This is a genomic window from Flavobacterium sp. B114r, from assembly GCF_056824125.1.
Genome location: NZ_CP124858.1, coordinates 2,834,539 through 2,858,228 on the forward strand (window position 1 = coordinate 2,834,539; position 23,690 = coordinate 2,858,228).

At 34.5% G+C, this 23,690-nt stretch carries 22 protein-coding genes; 5 read left to right on the plus strand and 17 right to left on the minus strand.

Going from position 1 to position 23,690, the window contains the following annotated elements; translation table 11 throughout:
* Positions 1 to 22: 22 nt before the first annotated feature.
* From QLQ94_RS12175 to QLQ94_RS12240, 14 genes are all read right to left on the minus strand, one after another.
* Positions 23 to 301, minus strand: coding sequence for a DUF2805 domain-containing protein (locus tag QLQ94_RS12175; RefSeq protein ID WP_213297686.1), 279 nt, complete (start codon positions 299 to 301; stop codon positions 23 to 25).
* A 120-nt stretch (positions 302 to 421) separates the two neighbouring features.
* Positions 422 to 1,249 carry a sterol desaturase family protein gene (locus tag QLQ94_RS12180; RefSeq protein ID WP_271337079.1) on the minus strand — a complete coding sequence of 276 codons (828 nt, stop codon included), beginning with the start codon at positions 1,247 to 1,249 and terminating at the stop codon, positions 422 to 424.
* 143 nt (positions 1,250 to 1,392) lie between these two features.
* Complete coding sequence (locus QLQ94_RS12185) at positions 1,393 to 1,635, minus strand: GlsB/YeaQ/YmgE family stress response membrane protein (RefSeq protein ID WP_271337080.1); 243 nt, start codon at positions 1,633 to 1,635, stop codon at positions 1,393 to 1,395.
* A 32-nt stretch (positions 1,636 to 1,667) separates the two neighbouring features.
* Positions 1,668 to 2,375, minus strand: coding sequence for an aquaporin Z (gene aqpZ / locus QLQ94_RS12190; protein WP_271337081.1), 708 nt, complete (start codon positions 2,373 to 2,375; stop codon positions 1,668 to 1,670).
* 30 nt (positions 2,376 to 2,405) lie between these two features.
* The gene (locus tag QLQ94_RS12195) at positions 2,406 to 2,762 is read right to left on the minus strand and encodes a DoxX family protein (protein ID WP_271337082.1); all 357 of its coding nucleotides are present in this window, start codon (positions 2,760 to 2,762) and stop codon (positions 2,406 to 2,408) included.
* A gap of 87 nt (positions 2,763 to 2,849) precedes the next feature.
* Positions 2,850 to 3,746 carry an EamA family transporter gene (locus tag QLQ94_RS12200; RefSeq protein WP_271337083.1) on the minus strand — a complete coding sequence of 299 codons (897 nt, stop codon included), beginning with the start codon at positions 3,744 to 3,746 and terminating at the stop codon, positions 2,850 to 2,852.
* 212 nt (positions 3,747 to 3,958) lie between these two features.
* The gene (locus QLQ94_RS12205; protein WP_271337084.1) at positions 3,959 to 5,101 is read right to left on the minus strand and encodes a peptidylprolyl isomerase; all 1,143 of its coding nucleotides are present in this window, start codon (positions 5,099 to 5,101) and stop codon (positions 3,959 to 3,961) included.
* Positions 5,102 to 5,142: 41 nt separating this feature from the next.
* Positions 5,143 to 6,222 (minus strand): peptidylprolyl isomerase, encoded by a 1,080-nt coding sequence (locus tag QLQ94_RS12210; protein WP_271337085.1) that lies wholly within the window; start codon positions 6,220 to 6,222, stop codon positions 5,143 to 5,145.
* A 16-nt stretch (positions 6,223 to 6,238) separates the two neighbouring features.
* Positions 6,239 to 6,892, minus strand: coding sequence for a gliding motility-associated peptidyl-prolyl isomerase GldI (gene gldI, locus QLQ94_RS12215; protein ID WP_427402865.1), 654 nt, complete (start codon positions 6,890 to 6,892; stop codon positions 6,239 to 6,241).
* Between the two features lie 6 nt (positions 6,893 to 6,898).
* On the minus strand, positions 6,899 to 7,903 hold the full coding sequence (locus tag QLQ94_RS12220; RefSeq protein WP_271337087.1) for a DHH family phosphoesterase: 1,005 nt from the start codon (positions 7,901 to 7,903) through the stop codon (positions 6,899 to 6,901).
* A 452-nt stretch (positions 7,904 to 8,355) separates the two neighbouring features.
* Complete coding sequence (locus QLQ94_RS12225) at positions 8,356 to 9,591, minus strand: voltage-gated chloride channel family protein (RefSeq protein WP_271337107.1); 1,236 nt, start codon at positions 9,589 to 9,591, stop codon at positions 8,356 to 8,358.
* 142 nt (positions 9,592 to 9,733) lie between these two features.
* Positions 9,734 to 10,120 carry a RidA family protein gene (locus QLQ94_RS12230; RefSeq protein WP_271337088.1) on the minus strand — a complete coding sequence of 129 codons (387 nt, stop codon included), beginning with the start codon at positions 10,118 to 10,120 and terminating at the stop codon, positions 9,734 to 9,736.
* 291 nt (positions 10,121 to 10,411) lie between these two features.
* The gene (locus tag QLQ94_RS12235) at positions 10,412 to 10,717 is read right to left on the minus strand and encodes a chaperone modulator CbpM (protein WP_271337089.1); all 306 of its coding nucleotides are present in this window, start codon (positions 10,715 to 10,717) and stop codon (positions 10,412 to 10,414) included.
* The gene (locus tag QLQ94_RS12240; protein WP_427402866.1) at positions 10,710 to 11,630 is read right to left on the minus strand and encodes a DnaJ C-terminal domain-containing protein; all 921 of its coding nucleotides are present in this window, start codon (positions 11,628 to 11,630) and stop codon (positions 10,710 to 10,712) included. The genes QLQ94_RS12235 and QLQ94_RS12240 overlap by 8 nt, the downstream gene beginning before the upstream one ends.
* Before the next feature lie 305 nt (positions 11,631 to 11,935).
* Between QLQ94_RS12240 and QLQ94_RS12245 the strand changes: the two genes are divergently transcribed.
* On the plus strand, positions 11,936 to 12,652 hold the full coding sequence (locus QLQ94_RS12245; protein WP_271337091.1) for a hypothetical protein: 717 nt from the start codon (positions 11,936 to 11,938) through the stop codon (positions 12,650 to 12,652).
* A gap of 375 nt (positions 12,653 to 13,027) precedes the next feature.
* Here QLQ94_RS12245 and QLQ94_RS12250 read toward each other — a convergent pair whose 3' ends face one another.
* The 3 genes from QLQ94_RS12250 to QLQ94_RS12260 form a co-directional block, all read right to left on the minus strand.
* Entirely contained in the window at positions 13,028 to 14,287 is a 1,260-nt protein-coding gene (locus tag QLQ94_RS12250) for an MFS transporter (protein ID WP_482499903.1), read from the minus strand.
* Positions 14,288 to 14,453: 166 nt separating this feature from the next.
* Positions 14,454 to 16,190 carry a thiamine pyrophosphate-dependent enzyme gene (locus QLQ94_RS12255; RefSeq protein ID WP_271337093.1) on the minus strand — a complete coding sequence of 579 codons (1,737 nt, stop codon included), beginning with the start codon at positions 16,188 to 16,190 and terminating at the stop codon, positions 14,454 to 14,456.
* Between the two features lie 577 nt (positions 16,191 to 16,767).
* Positions 16,768 to 17,295, minus strand: coding sequence for a hypothetical protein (locus QLQ94_RS12260; protein WP_271337094.1), 528 nt, complete (start codon positions 17,293 to 17,295; stop codon positions 16,768 to 16,770).
* A gap of 290 nt (positions 17,296 to 17,585) precedes the next feature.
* Here QLQ94_RS12260 and guaA point away from each other — a divergent pair, with 290 nt between their 5' ends.
* From guaA to QLQ94_RS12280, 4 genes are all read left to right on the plus strand, one after another.
* Entirely contained in the window at positions 17,586 to 19,115 is a 1,530-nt protein-coding gene (guaA, locus tag QLQ94_RS12265) for a glutamine-hydrolyzing GMP synthase (protein ID WP_271337095.1), read from the plus strand.
* A gap of 61 nt (positions 19,116 to 19,176) precedes the next feature.
* On the plus strand, positions 19,177 to 21,087 hold the full coding sequence (locus QLQ94_RS12270) for a lytic transglycosylase (RefSeq protein WP_271337096.1): 1,911 nt from the start codon (positions 19,177 to 19,179) through the stop codon (positions 21,085 to 21,087).
* Between the two features lie 98 nt (positions 21,088 to 21,185).
* Positions 21,186 to 23,264 (plus strand): LysM peptidoglycan-binding domain-containing protein, encoded by a 2,079-nt coding sequence (locus QLQ94_RS12275; protein ID WP_482499904.1) that lies wholly within the window; start codon positions 21,186 to 21,188, stop codon positions 23,262 to 23,264.
* Positions 23,264 to 23,665: an OsmC family protein gene (locus QLQ94_RS12280; RefSeq protein ID WP_427402868.1), complete on the plus strand. Its 402-nt coding sequence runs from the start codon at positions 23,264 to 23,266 to the stop codon at positions 23,663 to 23,665. Before QLQ94_RS12275 ends, QLQ94_RS12280 begins: the two co-directional genes overlap by 1 nt.
* The last annotated feature ends 25 nt before the right edge of the window (positions 23,666 to 23,690 follow it).

Sequence of the window (23,690 nt, forward strand, 5' to 3'; positions counted from 1 at the left end):
CCTGAATTTCAGGAGTTCTGTCTTAGTCTAGTTTGTTTTTTATATAATATTTACCATCCAAATCTTCATCAAAATCATCTATTTTAACGGGTTTTGGTTTTGGTTTATTTGCAACTGCCTTCTTTTTCCACATCTCAAATTTTTCAAGTGGCATCTTCTTTTTCATGATTTCCAGAACTTCTTTTTCTGCCAATCCAAATTCCTTTTTAATGATCTCAAATGGATTTTTTTCTTCTAAGGCTAACGAAACAAGTTTTTCGGTTTGTTCCCAATTCAATTCTTTACGGTTACTCTTTTTCATCACGTGAAAATTAATTCAAAATAGGTGTTAATGATTAATAGATTGATTTTCAATTTAAGTATCAATATTAATAAAAAAAATAATTAGTTGGTGCGATGTGGGAGTTTTTTTTTAATGATTTTAACTGTTTTTTATGGATCTTGATTTTTGAAACGGAATTTGCAATAAATTTTTCAATTTATTGTTCTCTTCGGCTGTCATGTGAGTGTCTAATCCATAAATTAATTCTTCTTTTGGCAAGGTGGTAAAAGTGCCAAAAAGACGATCCCAAACCGAAAAAATATTTCCGTAATTGCTATCTGTGTAGGGCAGCACATAATGATGATGAACTTTATGCATATTGGGAGAAATGATAAAATAACTTAAAAAAATATCTAATTTATTGGGTAAAGAAATATTCGCATGATTGAACTGCGAAAAAATAACAGATAAACTTTGATATAAGAATACCATCCACATTGGGCTTCCTACTATTAATACACCCAGAGTTGTAAAAACGAAACGAATGACACTTTCTCCGGGATGATGTCTGTTGGCAGTTGTTGTATCAATCCAGGTATCAGTATGATGTACAATATGAAACCTCCATAAAAATTTTATCTTGTGCTGAACAAGATGTGCTAAATAAGCTCCAATCAGGTCTAATAAAAGTAATCCGATAATGATGTAAAGCCATATTGGTATTTGAGGCAGCCAATTCAGGATTCCAAAATGATTTTTAGTTGCCCAATTTGCAGTTTGAATCAGGATGAAAGCAAGAACAAAATTGACAATTATAGTGGTAAATGTCAGAAAGAAGTTAATTCCTGCGTGCTGCCACTTTTGATATTTCATTTGAAACAATGGGAAAGTGTTTTCTATTAACCAAAACACAGTGATTCCGCCAACCAAAATTAAGCTTCGGTGCAAAGACGGGATCGTACTAAAATATGCTGTAATATCATTCATAAATTAAAAAAATTAGATTAATAAAGTTTTAATCTGTTTGTTATGAGTAGATTGTTCTGAATTATTGGCATATAAAAAAGAGAAAACCAAATATAAATATATTCGATTTTCTCTTTAAAATGTAAATTATAGTGTGAAATATTTTATGATTTTTTAATGAGGCTTATTATAAACAATAATACCCAGGCGCCTCCAACAGCAATTAAAATTTGCCAAAGAAGACCTCCGCCTCCAATACCAAGATTACCGGCGATCCAGCCACCAATAACTCCGCCAACAATTCCAACAATAATATTACCCAGCAGTCCAAATCCTGCTCCTTTCCAGATCTGACCAGCCAGCCATCCGGAAATTGCTCCTATAAGTAAAAAATACAAGAATGCCATATGATTTTTTTTTAAGTTACAAGTAGATTTGATTAAGCCGGATCGTGATTCTGTAATAATGTTTTATACAGAAAACCGGCTACAATTGCTCCTAAAATTGGTGCAACCCAAAATAACCAGACTTGAGACAATGGTTGTCCACCAGCAAATATCGCTTGCGATAAAGATCTTGCAGGGTTTACAGAAGTATTCGTGATTGGAATACTGATTAAGTGAATTAAAGTTAGTGCTAAACCAATTGCAATACCGGCAAATTTGCCATTAGCAAACTTATCTGTAGCACCAAGAATGACCAATAAGAAAAATAAAGTAAGCACAAATTCAGCTATAAAAGCAGATTGCAATGAATAGCCATCAGGAGAAAAATCTCCGTATCCGTTCGAGGCAAAGACTCCGGCTTTTGTATTGTCGATTGCATGGCCAGCTTTACCTGTCCAGATAATAAATAACGTTCCGGCAGCAGCAAGAGCGCCAATACACTGCGAAATAATATAAGGTAACAAATCTTTTGCAGGAAATCTTCCTCCGGCCCATAAACCAAATGATACGGCAGGATTAAAATGTCCGCCCGAAATGTGTCCAACGGCATATGCCATTGTTAAAACAGTTAAACCAAAAGCCAGCGCAACACCAGCATATCCAATTCCTAACGTAGGAACTCCAGCGGCAAAAAGAGCGCTTCCACAACCTCCAAAAACTAGCCAATAAGTTCCAAAAAACTCTGCAAATAATTTTTTCATAATAAAATAATTTTAATTAATAGTTGATTGTTAAAGGGTATATTGGTATGCCCAAAAAATCAAAACGATCTGTAGGGGCAAGCGTACAAATAAAATCCACTTTGGTAAACTAAAACTTGCTTTTTTATTTTGATACATGAAAAGATTGGCAGGAAATACAGCAATTAACAATGCTATAATTCCCCATGCAGCAAAATGCATAGTAAAGGGAACAATTAAAAGGATGCCTAATATAAATTCGGCACCTCCGCTTAAAATATTTATTAATTTGGGGTTTGAAAAAAAAGGCGGAATGATTTTTATGTACATTCCGGGGTTTCGAAAATGATTTAGTCCGGCAATAATATAGAGCAGTGCCATTAAATATAAATGCCAGGGTAAATTCATGATATGTAATTGTTTATCACGAATTTATAAAAAAATTAACAATTATTACATTACAAGTAGTTTTTTTTTAACAACACATAAAATAAGTTAATTTTTACGCTTGAAATTTACATTCATAATAATGATGGCAAGAATAATTAAAACGATCCCAATCCATTGAGAAAGAATTACTTGTTCATCTAATAATACATAAGCCATCATTACAGAAACAGGAAGTTCAAGTGCAGAAACGATACTTCCCAATCCAATTCCGGTTAAGGGAAAACCTGCAGTCATTAACATTGGAGGAATAATAGTTCCGAATAAGGCAAGGATAATTCCCCATTTCATAAAAATCTCAAAGTTAAAAGGAGTAACCTGAGTAGCAATTGCAAACGAAAATACAATTATGGAACCTCCTAAAAGCATGTATAAACTTCTTTGTGCAGACGAAATCTCTGTAGCAACGCTATTTGCAGTAAACATAGTTGTAGTAAAAGATGCAGCTGCCAAAACTCCCCATGCAAGGCCGCGCCAGTCCAGAACTACATCATTATGAATGATATTGGTGGCTAAAACGGTACCAACAAGCACTATAAGTACAGCAATTACTTTTTGTTTAGAAGGCAGTTTCTTTTCTAAAATCATTTCAAGTAATACACCCATCCAAACGGTTTGCATTAATAAAACGATACCAATCGAAACCGGAATATATTTTACGGCTAAGTAATAAAACAAACTTGTCATTCCTAACGAAGTTCCTGCAATCATTAAGCTTAAAATATTTTTTTTGGTTGCTTTTTTAACTTTGTCTTTGTGTTTAATTTTCTGGAATGCATTGATTATTAAAATACCAATGATTCCTAATATGAATTGAGATGTAGTTACTTCGGCAGTGGTGTATCCTTCTGTATAGGCCATTTTTACAAAAGTGGCTAACATTCCGTAAGTTGTAGCGCCTATTGCTACTAAAAATACTCCCTTTAATACGTTGTTTTGTGACATCTTAACTTGTTTGATTAAAAAATTAAAGCCGGCAAAGGTAAGTTATTTTGTTTAGGATTTAATAAAATATGAGTACAAACATTATTATGCATTTAGTTTTATACTTGATTTCTATTGTATAATTATGAATTTGACAGGATTACATGAAAATAAGAAACCCATCAAAAAATTATATTTTGATGGGTTTGACTTTCTATGATAAGGTAAAAAAACTATTTTGCGGCAGGTTGAGTCTGATATGTTTCGATTTCGAAAATCAAAGTCGAATTTGGCGGAATTACACCTCCGGCACCTTTTTCTCCGTAAGCTAAGTTTGAAGGAAGAAAGAAAATTGCTTTTTCTCCGTCAGTCATCATATCTAATGCTTCGATAAAACCAGGAATCATTCCGTCTTTTTTACCTACAGAAAACGGAAAAGCCTGATATCCTTTTTGGGCATCACGGTTTGCATCGTATTTACCATAAGCTTTTGCTACGCTTGCTATACTGCTGTCAAAAAGATTTCCATCTTCAAAATATCCTGCATAGTGAAAATAAATGTTTGATCCTTCAGCTCCTTTTATACCAGTTCCTTTTTTAGTAATTACATATTTTAAACCAGATGCAGTTGTTGTAGCTTTAGCTTTATTAGCAGCAAAATAAGCAAGTTTTTCAGTCACTACTTTTTGAGAATCAGCTTTTTTAGCTTCTTGTTTTTTTGCATCATCTGCTAAAACTTTTACGGCATTGAATTTTTTAGCGGCATCACCTTTTCTGGTAATGGTAATTTTTGTCATAATATCATCCTGCACAATTTTGTTTACATTGTCCATTCCTGAAACTACATGACCAAAAATAGTATGTTTTCCGTTTAACCATGGGGTTTCTTTGTGCGTGATGAAAAACTGGCTGCCGTTTGTAGCAGGCCCTGAATTTGCCATAGCAAGAACGCCTCCTTTTTCAAATTTAAGTTCTTCTACGAATTCATCTTTAAAAGCAAATCCCGGGCCTCCTGAACCATTTCCGTCCGGATCTCCACCCTGAATCATAAAATCATTGATTACCCTATGAAATTTTAAACCGTCATAAAAAGGCTTGCCTTTAAGTTTTTCTACTTTTACATTAGGATTATTTCCTTCTGCCAAAGAGATAAAGTTAGCAACGGTTACAGGAGTTTTTACATACTCTAAAGATAAAACGATGTCGCCTTTTGTAGTTGATATCGTGGCAAAAATACCATCGTTAGGATTTGTAGCAGGTGCTGCTTTTGCTGCAGTTTTAGCTGCCGGAGCCTTTGGTTTTGCCACAGGCTTTTTTGTCTGAGCCTGAATATTTACTACTGCCAGGCAAAATAAAAATAAAAATTTAAACTTCATTATGTTAAGGATTTACGTTTATGTTAATCTTTTATATATAATTATTGTGGCTTTTCTAATAATTGTATTTCGAAAATAATGTTCGCATTTGGCGGGATAACTCCTCCGGCTCCGGTTGTTCCGTAAGCTAAATGAGAAGGAATAAAAAGAATCGCTTTATCTCCAAATGAAAGTTGTTCGATTCCTTCAATAAATCCGGGAATCATACCGTCTTTACGGCCTGCCTGAAACGGTATTGGCTGGTAACCGTGTTGTTCTGCTCTTGCTGCATCAAATTTTCCAAAAGCTTTATTAACGTCTTCAACGCTAGAGTCAAACAAAGTACCATCTTCAAGAAAACCTGAATAGTTAATGTATAATTGAGCTCCTGCAGCAGGTTTTTTACCTGTTCCTTTTTCGGTAATTAAATATTCTAAACCTGAACTTGTTTTAGTTGTTTTTGGTTTCACAGAAGCAAAATAGGCTACTTTTTCTTTTTGAGCTCCGCTATATTTACCTTTTTCTTTAGCAATTTCTGAAAAATAATCGCTAAATACTTTTACTGAATCAAACTTTTTAGCAGCTTCTCCATTTCTTATAATAGTTACGGCAACAATAGTATCACCTTGTTTTACCTGATTTACAACTTCCTGACCTTTTTCTACAACATGGCCAAAAATCGTATGTTTTCCGTCTAACCACGGAGTCTCAACATGTGTGATAAAGAATTGACTGCTGTTGGTTCCCGGACCATTATTAGCCATTGCTAAAACACCCGCTTTGTCAAATTTTAAATCTGTAATCTCATCTTTAAACTTATATCCTGTATCTCCTGAACCAGTTCCTTCTGGATCTCCGGTCTGAATCATGAAATCCTCGATAACTCTATGAAATTTTAGTCCGTTATAAAAAGGTTTATTTTTTAAGTAATCCTTTGCAACAAACTCATTTTTACCTTCGGCCAAGGTTACAAAATTGGCCACTGTTACAGGTGCTTTTTTATAATCTAATTCTACAATAATATGTCCTTTATTAGTTTCAATATCAGCATATAAACCATCAGGTAAGTTGCTGTGCTCGTCCTTACAAGAATATAATGAGCTAACAGTAACAGCTAGTAATAATAAAATACTCTTTTTCATTTTTAAAATGTTGTTTTTATGGGTTTATTGTATCTTTTTTCGTTGGGGCTGCAGCTTTTGGAGCTACGGTTTTTGGTGCTGAATTTTGAACTTGTCCTGTTGCAGGTGCAGTTTTTGCTGTTGGGTCCGGTACAAAATTACGAAGCGTAACAGTACAGATCAAAGACTGATTTGGACCTATTTTTTTGTTATCTCCATGATATCCGTAAGCAATATGCGAAGGAAACAGGAATGTTACAGTTTCATTTTTATGCATCATTTTAATACCATCACGTAATCCCATCATGATATCTTGCTTGTCTACATAATAAGTCTGCGGACCAAGATCAGCTTCAGAGTAAATAATTTTACCGTTTATGTCTTTTACTTCCAGATTAAAATAAGCGATATCTCCTTTTCTTGGTGTTGCAGTATCTGTCGTATTTTGTTCGTCATAATACAGCCAATATCCCTTTCTTGTGGCGTAATATTTTATCTTGGGATTACTTTTGATTATTTTTTTAATCACATCCTCTTCATTGGCTACCAGTTTTTTATTACGGTCAGCCGATTTTTTCATAAAAGTACCGGAAGCTTGAGAAATAGGGCGTCTCGCTTCTTCGTGTTGTTTACAGCTTACCAATAAAACAGCAAAAAACAGGGTATAGATGCTTCGTTTTAAGTAGTTCATATGAGGTTATATTTTTAGTTTATTTACTAAATCTTCAAACTTCTTCAGGGTTTCTTCCATCGAAACTTCTGATCTTCCACCAGCAGCATTGCTATGTCCGCCACCATTAAAGTGATCTCTTGCAAATTGGTTTACATCAAAACCTCCTTGCGAACGGAAAGAAATCTTGATGATCTTTTCGTCTTTATTTTCGATAAAAATAGCAGTAAAAACAATACCTTTTATACTAAGGCCATAATTTACGATGCCTTCAGTATCACCTTTTACATAATTAAATGAATCCAGTTCTGCCTGAGTAAGCGACATATATGAAGTTTTATGTGCTTCCAGCACTTTCATATTCTGTAATGCGCGACCCAATAATTGCAAACGGCTGTATGAACTGTTATCGAATAATAAAATTGGAATCTGTGTATTTTCAACTCCCAGATCAATTAATTCAGCAATGATCCTATGCGTGTTTCCCGTTGTTCCCGGAAAACGAAATGAACCAGAATCAGTTAATATTCCAGTATAAATGCATGTTGCAATAGTTTTGTCGATATCTTCTTTTTTTCCTAAAAAAGAAATGAAGTTATAAACCATCTCGCAAGTCGATCCAAATGAAGTATCAGAATACGTATAGGCAGCATAATCATCCGGTTTTTGATGATGATCGATCATAATAAACGGAGCCGTAAGCTTCGTTAAAGTATGTTCCATTTCACCCGTACGATGAAAAGCATTAAAGTCGAGTGTAAAGATTAACTCAGCTTCTTCTAATATTTTGGTACAGTTTTCAGTGTCTTTTTCAAAGATTTTTACCGTTTCAGAACCTGGTAGCCAGGCTAAAAAATCAGGGAAATCGTTTGGCGCAATCACAGTTGGATGATGATTGTTTTTTAATAAAAAATGGTATAAACCTAAGGTTGAACCCATAGCATCACCGTCAGGACCTCTATGCGGAATTATGGCGATTTTCTTTGGGGTTGCGAGTAACAATTGTATCGCTTGAATATCTTGTATTTTCATAGTGTGCGAATTTACATTTTTTTAATGTAATGTTGAAATCATTTTACAGATTAACACACTTTTATGTCGGTTGTGAATTGTAAGATGTAAATTGTAGGTTTTGAAATTTTATTTTGCAGAGATTCTCAAAGAAATCGCAGAGATTCAAAAAAGAAATGGAAAGAAGATTAATTTGGTTTCTTTTGGAATTTGGAATTTAATTTTTGGAATTTAAATTGGTACGCGGATGAAACAGATTCGCTAAAGCAAAAACGCAGATTTAAACGGATTTTTTAGTGCTGGATTTATTTTGTTAGAAAATTATAAATCCAAAATATTCAATTGATTGTTTGGTGTTTAATGTGTTGAAAATATAAAATGATTCGTTGAGTTTGCACTGAAAACTGAGACTGTAACTATGACTAAGAAAGAGACTGAGACTGAAAACTGAAAACTGCGGCTAAAAAACTATATTAAAACCATTTCTGGTACAACTTATATTTTGCTCCCTTAACAATTTGTGATTTATAAATTCCCACAGAACCTGAAGAAAAATAAGCGATTGTACAAGCGATAGCAATGAAAATCCCGGGTTGAATGCCAAAAAGTTCCATACCCATAATCGTGCAGGCGATAGGAGTGTGGGTAGCTCCTGAAAAGACAGCTACAAAGCCTAAACCAGCCAGGAATGCAATTGGCAGCGGAATAATTAATGACAAAGCACTTCCTAAAGTAGCACCTACAAAAAATAAAGGAGTTACTTCTCCGCCCTTAAAACCTGCTCCTAAAGTAAATCCGGTAAACAAAATCTTAAGCAGGAAATCATACCATGGGTTGGCATTTGAAAAGGAATCTACAATTACCGGAACGCCTAATCCGGCGAATTTTGTAAACCCAAAACCTGCAATCGCAATCGCTAAAATAATTCCGCCAATAAATGGGCGTAATGGGGGATATTTAATGTTTTTTGAAAAAATAGAACTCCAAAAGTGAGTACTTCTCGAAAAGAGCAAAGCGGCCAAACCAGATAAAAAGCCAATTATAATCACATAAAATAAAGTGGTCGGGCTAATTTCTGGAACGACAGGAATGCTGTAATGCGTATGTTTTATCTGCCAGAATTCGACAGTAAAATAAGCTGTGTACGCCACCAGAAAAGATAAGATAATACTTTTTAGATTGATTTTGCTGAAATATAAAACTTCTAAGGCAAAAATAGCTCCAGCGATAGGAGTTCCAAAAACGGATGCGAAACCAGCACTGATTCCAAGGATAATTAAAATTTTGCGTTCAGCATTGTCTAAATTAAAAAGTCTGGTAAACTGGTCAGCAATTGCGCCGCCCATTTGTACGGCAGTTCCTTCACGACCTGCAGAACCTCCAAATAAATGTGTGAGTAAGGTTCCTAAAAGTACCAGAGGAGCCATCTTAAACGGAATAACTTTTTTGGGCGTTTCATATTCTTCCAATAATAAATTATTTCCCTTTACAACAGATTCGCCCCAATAATAGTAACTCAGCCCCACTAATAATCCTCCAAAAGGTAAAAGCCAGATAATCCAGTCGTGGTGAATTCTAAATTGTGTAACCCATTCCAGGGCAACTAAGAAAAACGCAGACGCAGATCCTGAAAAAACACCTATAAAAATGCATATCAAAATCCATTTGAAAGTGGTCAGGAATATATCTTTTAGTTTTGAAAATACCATTAATTGTAAAAAGTTTTTTGCCACGAATTTCACGAATTTTCACGAATTTTCACGAATTAAAGCCTCTTAATTAAAAAAAAACCAAAAAATATTTTTAAATCTTTTAATCTGTGGCAAAAAAATATTCGCAGCAAAAAAAAAATTATCCCTGCACTACAGCTGTAAATTCAATTTCAACTAAATATTCAGGTGCCACCAGTTTACTGATTTCATAAAAACCCGTTGTAGGTTTTATATCTTTAAAAAATGAAGCGTGAGCTCTTGCCACTTCTTCAAAAGAAGTGATATCCGTTGTAAAGATTCTGGTTCTGATGACATCTTTCATTCCAACATTCAGATCTTCCAAAACTTTTTCAACACGTTCCAGGATGTTATAGGTTTGAGCATAAGCATCGTCAGCTTTTACTTTTTCGCCATCAACAATTGCTACAGTTCCAGAAACTTCGATGATATTGCCAATTCTTACCGCACGGCAATATCCCATTTTGTCTTCCCAAGGTGATCCTGTTAAGATATTTTCTCTTTTCATTTCTTCTATTTTATAGAATTTGTTTTATTTCTTTAAAATCAAATTCAGGTTAGTTAATTTCGCTGCAATTTATAAAATATGAGGATGAAAAGGAGTACGATTCATTTGAAATCCCTTCGTAAATCATTCTTTTTTGTGATATTTTTTGGGGACAGAATTATTTTTCTTCGCCTGTTGAGCGTAATGCTAAAAAAATGTTTTAACACATAGAAATATAGATATAACGCCTCTTTTACACCAACAATAGCTATGTTTCTATGTGTTAAAATTAATTTGAACAAAATATCTTCCTTATTCTATTTGATAGTGTTCATAAAGGCGAAGTTTATTTTGAGTAGCTGTAAGATTTTGTTGCAGGACTTCGATTTTATTTAATAAGTTGGCGATCGCGTCAATACCTTCTAAGTTAATTTTAAGATCATAATGAAGGCGGATCATTTTCTCGACAGCTGGCAATTGTTCAGGTTGTAGATATTCGTCTTCTTCGAGAATAATAATTTGCACCAACCCATAATTGTGTAAATCTGTTATAAACGTATTGTCAATTTCGTGATACAGACAAAACTGTTTTATTTGAATTAAGTTTTTACTATTCATGATTTCTTAATTTAGCTAATTCCTGGAATAATTCTTTTTCTTTTGCGGATAAGTTTGTTGGGATTTTTATGGTATACGTGATGTATAAATCTCCAAATTGATTTTCTTTTTTATAAATAGGAAAACCTTTTCCCTTCAATTTAACCTTCGTTCCCGGCTGAGTTTCCGGAACTACTTTTATTTTTACTTTTCCATCAAAAGTATTTACATAGATTTCTCCACCTAATATTGCGGTGTATAGATCAAGATCAACATCGGCGTATAAATTATTGCCTTCTCGTTTAAAATCGGAGTTATTTTCAATTGAAAAAGTAATGTATAAATCGCCATTAGGTCCGCCGTTTGCTCCCGGTGCACCATGATTTGGAATTTTTATAATTTGCCCGTTTTCAACTCCTGCCGGAATTGTAATTCGGATATTTTTACCGTTTACAGTCAGGTTTTGTTTGTGAGTTGTATAAGCAGCTGTAAGATCTAATTGTAATTCGGCATTAAAATCCTGTCCTCTGTATTTTGCCTGTCCTCTTGAGCTCCTTCCTGCAGAACCATACATAGAATTGAAGAAATCAGAAAAATCGCCACCGGCAAAATCGCCTCCAAAATCTGAATAACTCTGACCTCCGTCTTGTTGTTGTGTTGAATATTGTTGCTGGTTAGGATCGTAACCAGCTTTTTCGAACTCATCAGCATGTTTCCAGTCTTTTCCGTATTTATCGTATTTTTTGCGATTTTCAGGATTACTCAAAACTTCATTTGCTTCATTTATTTCCTTGAATTTTTTCTCGGCTTCCTTATCATTCGGATTCAAATCAGGATGATATTTGCGGGCTAATTTTCGATATGCTTTTTTGATCTCAGCTTCTGTAGCTGATTTCGTGATTCCTAATGCTTTATAATAGTCAATGTAATCCATTTGCTTGTGTTTTAATAAAGATAAATTAAAGCCTTGAAGTTAAGGAATAAGTTGCTAATTATCAAAATCATGAAGCTCTTTTTAATATAAAAAATCGGATAAAAAAATCGGATGCTGTTTTTGGTAATATTTGATTTTAATTTGGGCTTCTTGTTTTTTGGCAGGTTTTTTGATTCCAAAAAATTGCCTAATATATTGTTATAATAGTCTTAAAGTTGTAGAGCCAAACTAAATTATGCTATTTTTGTGATGCTATACTTTGATTTTATAAAAATTATAAAAGCCGATTCGATAATACTTTTTCAATGAAGCACATTTTATTTTTCATATTATTTTTTACAGCTGTCACCGTATCAGCTCAAACTGAATTTAGTACTAAATTCAAGAGTATTCCGGCACCTAAGTTTAGTGCAAAACCCAAAAAAGTGCCTTTGCCGGAAGTCAAAGATCCTCAGGCTGATAATATGGATATGCCAAGTATTAAGACGCCAAATGTTTTTGAACATACCAGTATTACTCCCAAATCTCAATTGCAGGTAGGAGCAGAGAAAAGTAAATTTACCATGTCTACAGAAACTGAATTTGCCAATCCGGGAGATCGTTTTGTACCTAAAATGGAGAAAGATCTGGACAAAGCATTAAAAGATGCCGGACTAAAAGAAGGTCGTGGACAATTGGTGAGGCGAAATATTTCGTTAGGAGATTTTAGAACAAAATCGAAATTTTTTATTGTGAAACTAAGGGATTTTGGTGCAATCGATGGTGACCTGGTAAAAGTATCTTCTAATGATAAAGTGATTAAAGACCAGATATTTTTAGAATCCAATTTTAAAGAAGTCAAGATTATGCTGGACAACGGCTTTAATAAATTAGATTTTGAAGCGTTAAATATTGGTTCCCTTGGTGGAAATACTGCCGAAATCAGGGTTTATGATGACAAAGGACAATTGGTTACCAATGATTATTGGGACAATCTTGCAGCAGGTTTTAAAGCTTCGATAGTAGTTACTAAAGAAGAATAAAACAGCTAATTGCTTTTACATAAAAAAAACATAGTCCCTGGGCTTTGGTCAATGTCATTAATTTAAGCTTTTTTAAGGCAATTATCACCAACCAATTTTCAAACAAATAGTCGCTTGATTTTTAATCGTTTAGTTTATTTACTAGTATTGAATACGCGTAATAAGATGGCTTTAGCCAAATCAAGTATTTTTGGTTAAAGCCATTCAGATTGATATTATATTAACTCCAGCTAAAGCTGGAGCCAATTCAAAAAAAACTTAACTTAATGAAATCGAACGTCGGGATGGGATGTATTATAAATAAGCGAATCGTCTGGTTTTGGGTTTCAAATAGCTATGTTTCTATGTGTTTCAATTGTATTTTCTGTCTCTTGCTTATTCTTTTGCAATGACAAGTTCATTTTTCTCTTCACCGGTTTCTTTCAGCATAAAACTTACTATAACAGCAATTGAGATTCCTATAATCCAGAATAAACCTGCTTGCTGAAAATGAAGCGTTTTATCAAGATTACTTGCAAGGGTTTTGCCAAATAGGTGACTGAATAATGGACTTAAAAGTGTTGTAACTCCAAAAGTTATAAAGTTAATAGCTCCTGTAGCACTTCCTTTTACATGATCGGGATTCGCTTCTTTGATTATAGAATAGGGAATCATTGCGGCTCCGGAAGCGACGCCTAATAAAAACATACTGATTTTTACAGGAAGCACGTCCGGGAAATACAATAGCTGGACGAAACTTAAAATCATCATTACTGCACCAAATATTAAGACGGGTTTTCGTTTTTTTATCTTATCTGTAATATATCCCAATAGCGGACATCCGAATACCCAGCCAAAAGCTACCATTGCACTAGAAATTGTTGCCGTATGAAAATCTAAAGCTCTGTCTTTCTGAAAAAAGTCAACGGCCCACGTCATGGCAAAGATAGTTGTAGGCGCAAATAATAATCCTGAAACTATACCGCATAACCATGATTGCGGATTACTAAAAACAATTTTGTAAGGACTTAATATGCCTCGTTTCTTTTGATCGGGTACTGTCTTTTCTTCAATTCTGTTTGCAGGAGTTATAAACCAAAGTCCAAAAGCAACAATGATAGTAAAGATTCCAACGGATAACCAAAAGGTATTAATATCCATTCCTTTTTCAATCAAAGGCCCTACAACAAATTGTCCTGCTGAGCCTCCAAGCATTCCAAAACATTGTGTAAATCCAATTGCAGTCGCCAAAGATTTTGCCGAAAAACCTTTACTGGCAAGATATACACAACCGGGAAACGCAAAGGCACATCCGGCGCCCTGAAATAATCGTCCTGTTACACCACTAAATTGACTTGAAATCATGAATAGTAAACATCCACTTCCTAAAATAAGCGCTCCGGCAAAAAGCGAGTATTTTGCTCCAAAACGATCCAAAGCAATTCCTGCAATTAAACTACAGGTAGAATAGGTGTAATAATAAGTTCCAATTATGGTTACCAGTCTTATCTCACTGACAGAAAAACTATGAGAAAGCTCCGGGAGCATTACTGCAGGAGCAGAGCGTATTACATAATCTAAAAAATAGAAAACCAAACCAAATACCCATGCGATCACGTAATATTTGGTGTATGATTTATTAGTATTGATATCCATAAAATATATTTCTTTTTATTTGAGGTGTAGGTATTAAAATGAACACGAATTTCATGAATTTGCACAAAACTAAATGGAGAAATTTTGTTTGTGAAATTAATTCTACAAATTGAATTTCACAAATTGAATAAGTGAAAATTAGTGAAATTCGTGTTTAAATCTGTTTTTAAATGCCTTCTTTCAGGTGTTTGTAATTGGATTTAACAGTGTCGAAAACTTCATCCATTTTGCCGCCAAGCATTAATCTCGTCATTGATTTTGCCATACCTACCACTTGTTCCCATTCTACTTTTGGAGGCATTGCAAGGGCATTTGGATTAGTAAAGATATTCAGTAAAACAGGACCGTTATGCAGGAATGCATTTTCAATTGCTCCCTGAACCTCTTCGGGTTTGTGAACATTTACACCCTGAAAACCCATTGCCTGAGCAATCAGTCCAAAATCAGGATTGACCATATCAGTTTCGTTATCTGGCAGTCCGCCAACTTCCATCTCCAGTTTTACCATCCCCAAAGCACGATTATTAAAGACAATAATTTTAATGGGAATATTATATTGTTTAATGGTTGCTAAATCTCCTAAAAGCATCGACAAGCCGCCATCACCACACATAGCAATAACTTGTCTTTCAGGGTGTGCGAGTGCTGCACCAATCGCCATTGGCATTGCATTGGCCATCGATCCGTGATTAAACGAGCCCAGCATTGTTCGTTCTCCTGTGCCTTTTATAAAACGGGCTCCCCAAACGCAGGTCATTCCGGTATCAACCGTAAAAATGGCATCTTTAGTTGCTAATTTATCGATAATATGTGCCACATATTCCGGTTGAATGGTGTCTTCTCCGCCGTTATCTTTAATATAGATGTTCATGTTTTCTTTTACACTGGCATAAAATTTAAGTTGTGCCTGTAAAAAACTATCATCTGTTTTGTTTTCTAATAATGGTAATAAAGCTTCAATGGTATCGCCCACATCACCGCATAATCCCATATAGAGATTGGCTCTTCGTCCTAAACGTTCCGTGCTGGTGTCGATTTGAATGATTTTATTATCTGTAGGCATGAATTTATCATAGGGAAAATCAGTTCCTAATAATAAAACCAAATGAGACTCATGCATGCTGTGATAAGCAGAAGGCTGCCCGAGTAAACCTGTCATTCCTATTTCGTTAGGATTATTGGGTTGGATGCTCATTTTTCCTCTAAAAGAATATCCTACAGGCGCTTTGATATGTTGTGATAATTGTACGACCTGATCGTGTGCTTTGTCAGAACCAATTCCGCAGAATAAAGTGATTTTTGTACTTTCGTTTATAGCTTTTGCTAAATGTTGTAATTCCTGATCAGAAGGTCGGATAACGGGATTACAATGAAAATACTGAGTCGAAATATTGCTTTCAACCGCTTTTAACTCAGAAACATCTCCGGGTAAACCAATAACAGCGACACCTTTTTTGCCTAATGCATGTTGTATGGCGGTTTGTATAATTCGCGGGGCTTGCTCAGCAGTCATAATCATTTGATTATAGTAACTGCAATCGTCAAAAAGTTTGATTGTGTTTGTTTCCTGAAAATAATCCATACCCATTTCGTGGGTATTTATGGTGGATGCGATGGCTAACAAAGGCACATGTGAGCGATGTGCATCGTATAAACCATTTATTAAATGAACATGTCCGGGACCGCAACTTCCGGCGCAAACCGCAAAACCATCCAATTCAGCTTCGGCAGCTGCGGCATAAGCGCCAACTTCTTCATGCCGAACATGAATCCATTTTATCTTTCCGTTTCTTCGTATTGCATCATTAAAATGATTTAAACTATCGCCGGTAACCGCATAAACGCGTTTTACACCAGCTTCTACCAACATGTCAACTAATTGTTCTGCAACTATTTTACTCATGGATTATATTTTTAAAATTAATATTAGATCGTATAAACATTGGTTATGGTTTACTTTCTTAATGATTACTTTTTAAGATAAACTGGGTTATGATGTAAAAATGATTTGGTATGGTCTTATAAATTTAAGGATTTTTTTTGAAGATTCTGAGAGACTAAGGTTCTAAGTTACTAAGTTTTTTTTTGAAGGCACAAAGCGACAAAGGTTCAAAGGGACAAAGTTTTTTTTTTAGGTTCAAAGCAACAGAGGTTCAAAGGGACAAAGTTTTTGCACTTTGTTTACCTCTGTCCCTAAACTTCGGGATTGTTGCTTTGCAACTCAGTCCCTACGGGCAATGTCATTAAGTTAAGGGGGAATCTATAAAATTATTTAACAGTTTAATCAAGAAAATAATTAGAAAAATCCGTTTTTACCAGCGTTTTCGCTTTAGCGAATCAGTAAAATCAGCGTCTAATTTTGACGCGGATAAGAGAGATTTACTTCGTAAAAACGCGGATAAAAACGGATTTGAGCTGCAATAATTTTATTAAAAGCTTAACCTTAGCAACTCATTCCCGAAGCCTCGGGATAGCAGCTTTTAGAAAGGATCTGCCGTTACTCTGAACTTCATATCTGCTTTTACGGTTACATCTTTCGTAAGGGTTTCTTTTAGGGTAACTTTTGTTCTTATTTTATATTTATCAGCTTTAATGTATTGATCTAATCGGGCATCGGTACAAATTAAGTCAATTGTATTCGTGCTGGAATTGATATTGTCCTGATAAGCCAGTTCTATTTCATCAGAATCTGTTGTTGAGATGTATAAATGTATGGACTTTAAAAATGTAAATGTTTTATCTGAAGGATCAGTGATTGATAATTTAAGCGATTTTATTTTGACATCTTTTACTAAACCTGCCTTGGTTTTATTGTTTTGAAATTCGGCTGAAGAATTTGTCGTAACATCTGGTGTAATAATCTCTGATGGCAGATTGACAGGAAAAGTGCTTTGAATTTTAATCGAGGTTGAGTTAGAAATATTAAAACTCAATAGGTCATCAACGGTACTGCAAGAATTTAAAAATAAAGACAATAAAAGGGTAATGACAATTAATTTTGATTTCATAGGTATGGTTTTTTCTTAAATACGATTTTTGGCGAGTTATGGTTTTTTTTGAAGGTACTAAGATTTGAAGGTTCTAAGGGATTAAGTTTTTCTTTTTTTAGGTTCAAAGCGGCAATCCCGAAGCTTCGGGATAAAAGAATAAAGAAAAGACTTAATAAAATTGTAGATTCTAAACCTCTGAACCTTTGTCCCTTTGAATATTTATACCTAAAAATCGGAACAATGAAAAAAAATATTATTTTTTCACAGTTCCGATTTTTCATTTTGGAATATAAAAAGTATTTTTGCGCATGCAACACAACGTACTTATTTTAGATTTCGGATCGCAATATACTCAGCTTATTGCGCGTAGAGTTCGCGAATTAAATATATTCTGCGAAATTTTCCCTTACAATCACTTTCCTAGTGATTTATCACCTTATAAAGCCGTAATTTTAGGAGGAAGCCCATTTTCTGTTCGCGGAGAAGATGCTCCACATCCTGATTTATCTCAAATTCGAGGCAAGCTTCCCTTATTGGCAGTTTGTTACGGAGCACAATACCTGGCCCACTTTAGCGGTGGAGAAGTAGCGGCTTCGAATACCAGAGAATATGGCAGAGCTAATTTGTCTTATATTAAGGAAGGAGAAACTTTCTTTAACGGAGTTTCAGAAAACAGCCAGGTTTGGATGAGTCATAGCGATAGTATCAAGGCTTTACCAACAAATGCAGTAAAATTGGCAAGTACTCACGATGTAGAATTTGCAGCTTACAAAATTGAAGGAGAAACGACATATGCTATTCAGTATCATCCGGAAGTTTTCCATTCTACAGATGGATCAAAAATGCTGAAAAACTTTCTTGTAGATATTGCCGAAGTTCCTCAAAACTTTACACCAGGTGCTTTCGTAGAAGAAATGGTGGGAGAATTAAAAGAGAAATTAGGAAACGATAAAGTGGTTTTAGGACTTTCTGGCGGAGTAGATTCTACTGTTGCGGCAGTTTTATTGCACCAGGCTATCGGTAAAAACTTGTATTGTATTTTTGTAAATAACGGTTTATTACGTAAAAATGAATTCCAAAATGTATTAGATCAATACAAAGGAATGGGATTGAACGTAAAAGGAGTAGATGCCGGAGATCGTTTTTTAGGTGAATTAGCCGGAATTAGTGATCCTGAAACCAAACGTAAAACAATTGGTCGTGTATTTATCGAAGTTTTTGATGATGAATCACACTTAATCGAAGACGTAAAATGGTTGGCACAAGGAACTATTTATCCAGACGTAATCGAATCTGTATCTGTAAAAGGACCATCGGCAACAATTAAATCGCACCATAACGTGGGTGGATTGCCGGATTATATGAAATTAAAAATTGTAGAACCACTTAGAATGTTGTTTAAAGACGAAGTTCGAAGAGTTGGGGCTACTTTAGGAATAGATCCTGAATTATTAGGACGACACCCTTTCCCGGGACCAGGATTATCAATTAGAATTTTAGGAGATATTACTCCTGAGAAAGTTCAAATCCTTCAAGATGTTGATGCCGTTTTTATCGACGGATTAAAATCTTGGGGACTTTATGACAAAGTTTGGCAGGCCGGAGCAATTTTACTTCCGGTAAATAGTGTTGGTGTGATGGGCGATGAGCGTACTTACGAAAAAGTAGTAGCGCTTAGAGCTGTAGAATCTACTGACGGTATGACTGCTGACTGGGTTCATTTGCCTTATGATTTCTTAATGAAGGTGTCTAATGACATCATCAATAAAGTAAAAGGGGTAAATCGTGTGGTTTACGATATCAGTTCAAAACCGCCAGCAACAATTGAGTGGGAATAAACTATATTTCAAATTAAGGCGTTACATTTGTAACGCCTTAATTTTTTATAACCTACTATTTATGAGAGAACTTTTAAAGATTTCTCTTGTGCTTATTTTGTCTTTTAATAAGATAATTGCGCAAGATTCGATAATTGAACACAAAATTCAAAAGGGAGAAACTGCTTATTTTATTGCCCAAAAATATAAGGTTTCTATTGATGAAATTTACAAACTCAACCCTGAGTCGCAAAACGGAATCAAAGACAATCAAATTATTAAGATTCCCGTTCACTTCGTAGAAAAAGAAAATTCAAACCAGCAAATTACCCATATTGTTGGTGCAAAAGAAACTCTTTTTGGCTTATCAAAACAATACAATGTTTCGGTTGAAACCCTTCAGAATACAAATCCGGTTCTTGCCAACGGACTTCAGATTGGTCAGGAATTAATTATTCCTAGTGCAGTAAATCTTCCAAAAACTGAAATTATAACTTCTTCAAAGGCAATTCATCAGGTTGTTGCCAAGGAATCCTTATTTAGTATTGCGAGACAATATAACGTTTCTGTTCAGGATTTAGAAAATTTAAACAAAGACCTTCTTATTAACGGATTGCAGATTGGTCAGGCAATTTCAATTCCAAACAAAAGAAAAACTTTAGACGGAAGAGTTCGCGTGATTAATCAGGAAACTATTTTTCATGTGGTTGTACCTAAGGAGACCAAATTTTCGATTGCTAAAAAATACGGTATCTCAATCGATCAGTTAGAATCTCAGAATCCTGAAATTGTAAACGGACTCATTGTTGGCAATAAATTAGCGATCAATACTAAGGAAGTAAAACCGGCAAATGAAGGTGAAGAACTGATGCTGGCTCTTGCAGAAAAACAAGTTGTAGTTGAAAAAGGTAAAGCCAAGACAGTTGAACTTGAAGATCTAAAGGACCGATTGGTGGTTCAGAAAGAAATGAACCAGAAAATTATAAAGATTAATGATTTAAAATTGAATCTGAATGATATGAACGGTTCGAGAGAAAATTCAGTCGAAAAATTGCGATTGGTTCTCGAAGCGAATAAAAATGTGCAGGATATTTTAATGGCAAAATTAGATTCGTTAGTCAACACAATGAATAATGATTTAGTTGATTTAAAAAGAATGGATATTTTGAATGTGGATGAATCAAAGAGATTAGAGAAACAATCTTATCAAAGCATTGGAAAAACAAGTGAATTATCTTCTCAATTAAAGAAAGAACTGGCTGAAAACCGAAAGGTATACGCTGGCTTAATGAATAAAGTAGAAAAAATTGCGCTTGAAGAGAATCAGGAATACAAGAAGAAAATTAGGGAAAACGAAAAGAATAATAATGTAGCATCTTTACAGCAACGTCTTTCGCTGGAAGATGTAAAGCGGTATAAAATACAGCAGGAGCAAGGCGATGCACAAAATCAAATTTTGATTGCCAAAATCGATTCGCTGGATACTCAAAAAACAATTGAAATAAAACGTCATATTAGTAAAGCCACCTATTATAGTATGGAAGCACGAAAGTTTGATGATAAATTAGCCTTGCTAAAATTGAAAAAGTATCAGGATGAGGCGATTAAAAATCAGGATAAAACCAAGTCAGCAGAAAATTCAAAACAAGTTTCACTGGAAGAAATGCAGCGCGAGCTAAAAGAAAATCCGCTTAGAGCCGATAAAACGGTTAAGGTTGAAGTTTATGATAATCTTAGAGAAGTTTCAAACGGCTATTACTTAGTTTTAGGTATATTTACAGACTCTTCTTTAAGAGATAAGTTCATTATGAAACTCATTGATTCTGGTGATTTTAACGCTAGTTTCTTCTTTAATATAAACAGCCTTTCGTACTATGTTTACTCAGATAAGTACCAAAATATGGAAGAAGTGCTCTATAAATGCAAGAAAAAAGAAGAAGATGAGTTATATAAAGAGATAATTATTGCTAAGGTAGAAATTGATCTTAGATAATAATTTGCGCAGAATTAACAAGTGGCAGGAATCTTGCTTTTAAGAAAAATTAGTAACTTGTTTTTGAATTAAAAATTAAATTGTTTTAAGTCTTATTTATGAAATATTATTCAACATTATTATTTCTTGTTTTTTTTGTAACATTTTCTGCTTTCTCACAAGAGAAGGTCATTAAATATACCGTTGCGAATGGAGAAACTATTAACCAAATTGCTGTAAAATTTAAGGTTACACCTTATGATATTTATGCACTAAATCCAGATGCGAGAAGAGGGATTTCAGCCAATACAGTTTTGATGATTCCAGCCAGTAGTACAAAATCTGCTGCGGTTAAGCCTGAAACAGCTGTGGCAAAATCGGTTAATAATACAAAAGAAATAATTCATGAGGTACAACCAAAGGAGACTTTTTACAGTATCGAAAAAAAATATGGTATCTCTGACGGAGCTCTGAAAGCTGCAAATCCTTTTTTAGAAAAAACTGGTGTTCAGATTGGACAGAAACTGGTGATTCCTGCAAAAGGATCAACTGCGAAACCTGTATCAGCAACTGAAAAAACGGTTAAAGAGAAAGTTCAGGAAAAATATGTATATCATGATGTTGTAGCAAAAGAAACTAAGTTTTCGATCGCAAAACAATACGGAATAACAATTGAAGAATTAGAAAAACGCAATCCTGAAATTGTTTCTAATTTGCCAATTGGTTACCGATTAACGATAAAAGGAAAAGCTCCTAAAGCTGAAACATCAGTTCCGGCAGTTACCAATGCTGTAAAACCGGCTGAAACTTCTAAAAAAGCGACTAGCTATATGGAGTATCAGGTAAAACCAAAAGAAACTTTTTATAGTTTAGGAAGAACATTTCATATTACTCAGGAAGAACTGACGGCATTAAACCCGGCGCTTGCTGAAGGTGTAAAAGAAGGAATGGTTTTAAAAGTTCCTGCAGGATATTTAGCACCATCTCCAATTATTGCACAACAGCAACCTGTAGCACCAGCAATTGAAAAACAAGCAGAAAATACCGGAGGTGGTATACAAATAGTAGATCGTGTAAAATCTGAAACAGTTTCTGCTAATCCAGAAGTGGTGGAGCTGACTAAAAAGAGAGGTGAAAACGAACGTAAAAAATTAGTTTTATTATTGCCATTCAATTTAGCTAAAATGCAAAATGATACAACAAGTACAGCTACACGTATTAAAAATGATAAGTTTTTGAATATGACTCTTGACTTTTATTCAGGAGCAATGATGGCAATTGATTCTGCAAAAACTTTAAAATTACCAATTGATGTTGCGATTTATGATTCTCAGGAAACTAAAACGACATCGAATGTTTCGAATTTAATCTCTCAAAACAAATTGCAGGATGCCAATGCGATTATCGGACCATTTTATCAAAACAATGCAGAGGCTACAGCCAATTCATTACGTATGTATAATGTTCCTGTAATTTCTCCATTGTCTAAAGATAAGGCAAATCCAATCGATAATTTGTACCAGACAATCCCTTCGAATGATGTTGTAAGAAATGCCATTTTTGATTATATGCGTTCTAAAAACGGAAACATAGTGGCTGTTGTAGATAAAAAGAAAGAATCAGTAATTAGTTATATCAAACAAAACCAAAAAGGAGTTGTTTTTGCTGCTTTGACAGAAACAGGCGGTTTGGATGTAGCCAATCTAAAAAGTTTGCTGTTACCAAACAGAATGAACTATGTAGTAATGGAAACAGGAAATACTGCTATGGTAAAAGCGACTATAAAAGCGCTGATTGATGCTAAAAAAACATGTCAGGTACAACTGGTTATTTTAGAGCCAAACAGTACGCTTGATACGGATGAAATTAGTTTTGATAATTTAGTACAACTAAAATTAATGTATCCTTCTGTAACCCGCGAAAGTGATGAGCCAGGAGTTTTAATTTTTGATAAAGAATACAGATTAAAAAATAAAGTGAACCCTAATACATATGCAACACGCGGATTTGATGTGACTTTTGATACGATGATGCGTTTGGTACAAGGAAAAACATATCAGGAAACAGCAGATTTAATGACAACGGAACAGGTTGACAATAAATTTCAATTTTATAAAAAAGAAGATGGCGGACACGCCAATAAAGGAGTATACATTTTATATTACGATACCGACTTAACTTTAAAAGTAGCAAATTAATGACATCAAAAGTAACCTATTTAGGAGATTTAAGAACAAAATCAATTCATGTGCAATCAGGAAGCGAAATCATCTCTGATGCACCATTAGATAATAACGGAAAAGGAGAAGCTTTTTCGCCAACAGATACAGTTGCAAATGCTTTAGCAAGTTGCATGATGACGATCATGGGAATTAAAGCTCGTGATTTAAATGTAGATTTTATTGGTTCGACTGCCGAAGTAACGAAAATAATGAATGCTGAACCAAGAAGAATTGGGGCAATCGAAATTGTTTTTGACATGCAGGGTGTTGACGATGAAAAAAACAAAACTATCTTAGAAAGAGCAGCAATGACTTGTCCGGTGTTTTTAAGTTTAAGCTCAGAAATTGAAAAGAAAATTACTTTTAACTGGAAGTAGTTTTAAGAATTAAATATATCAAAAA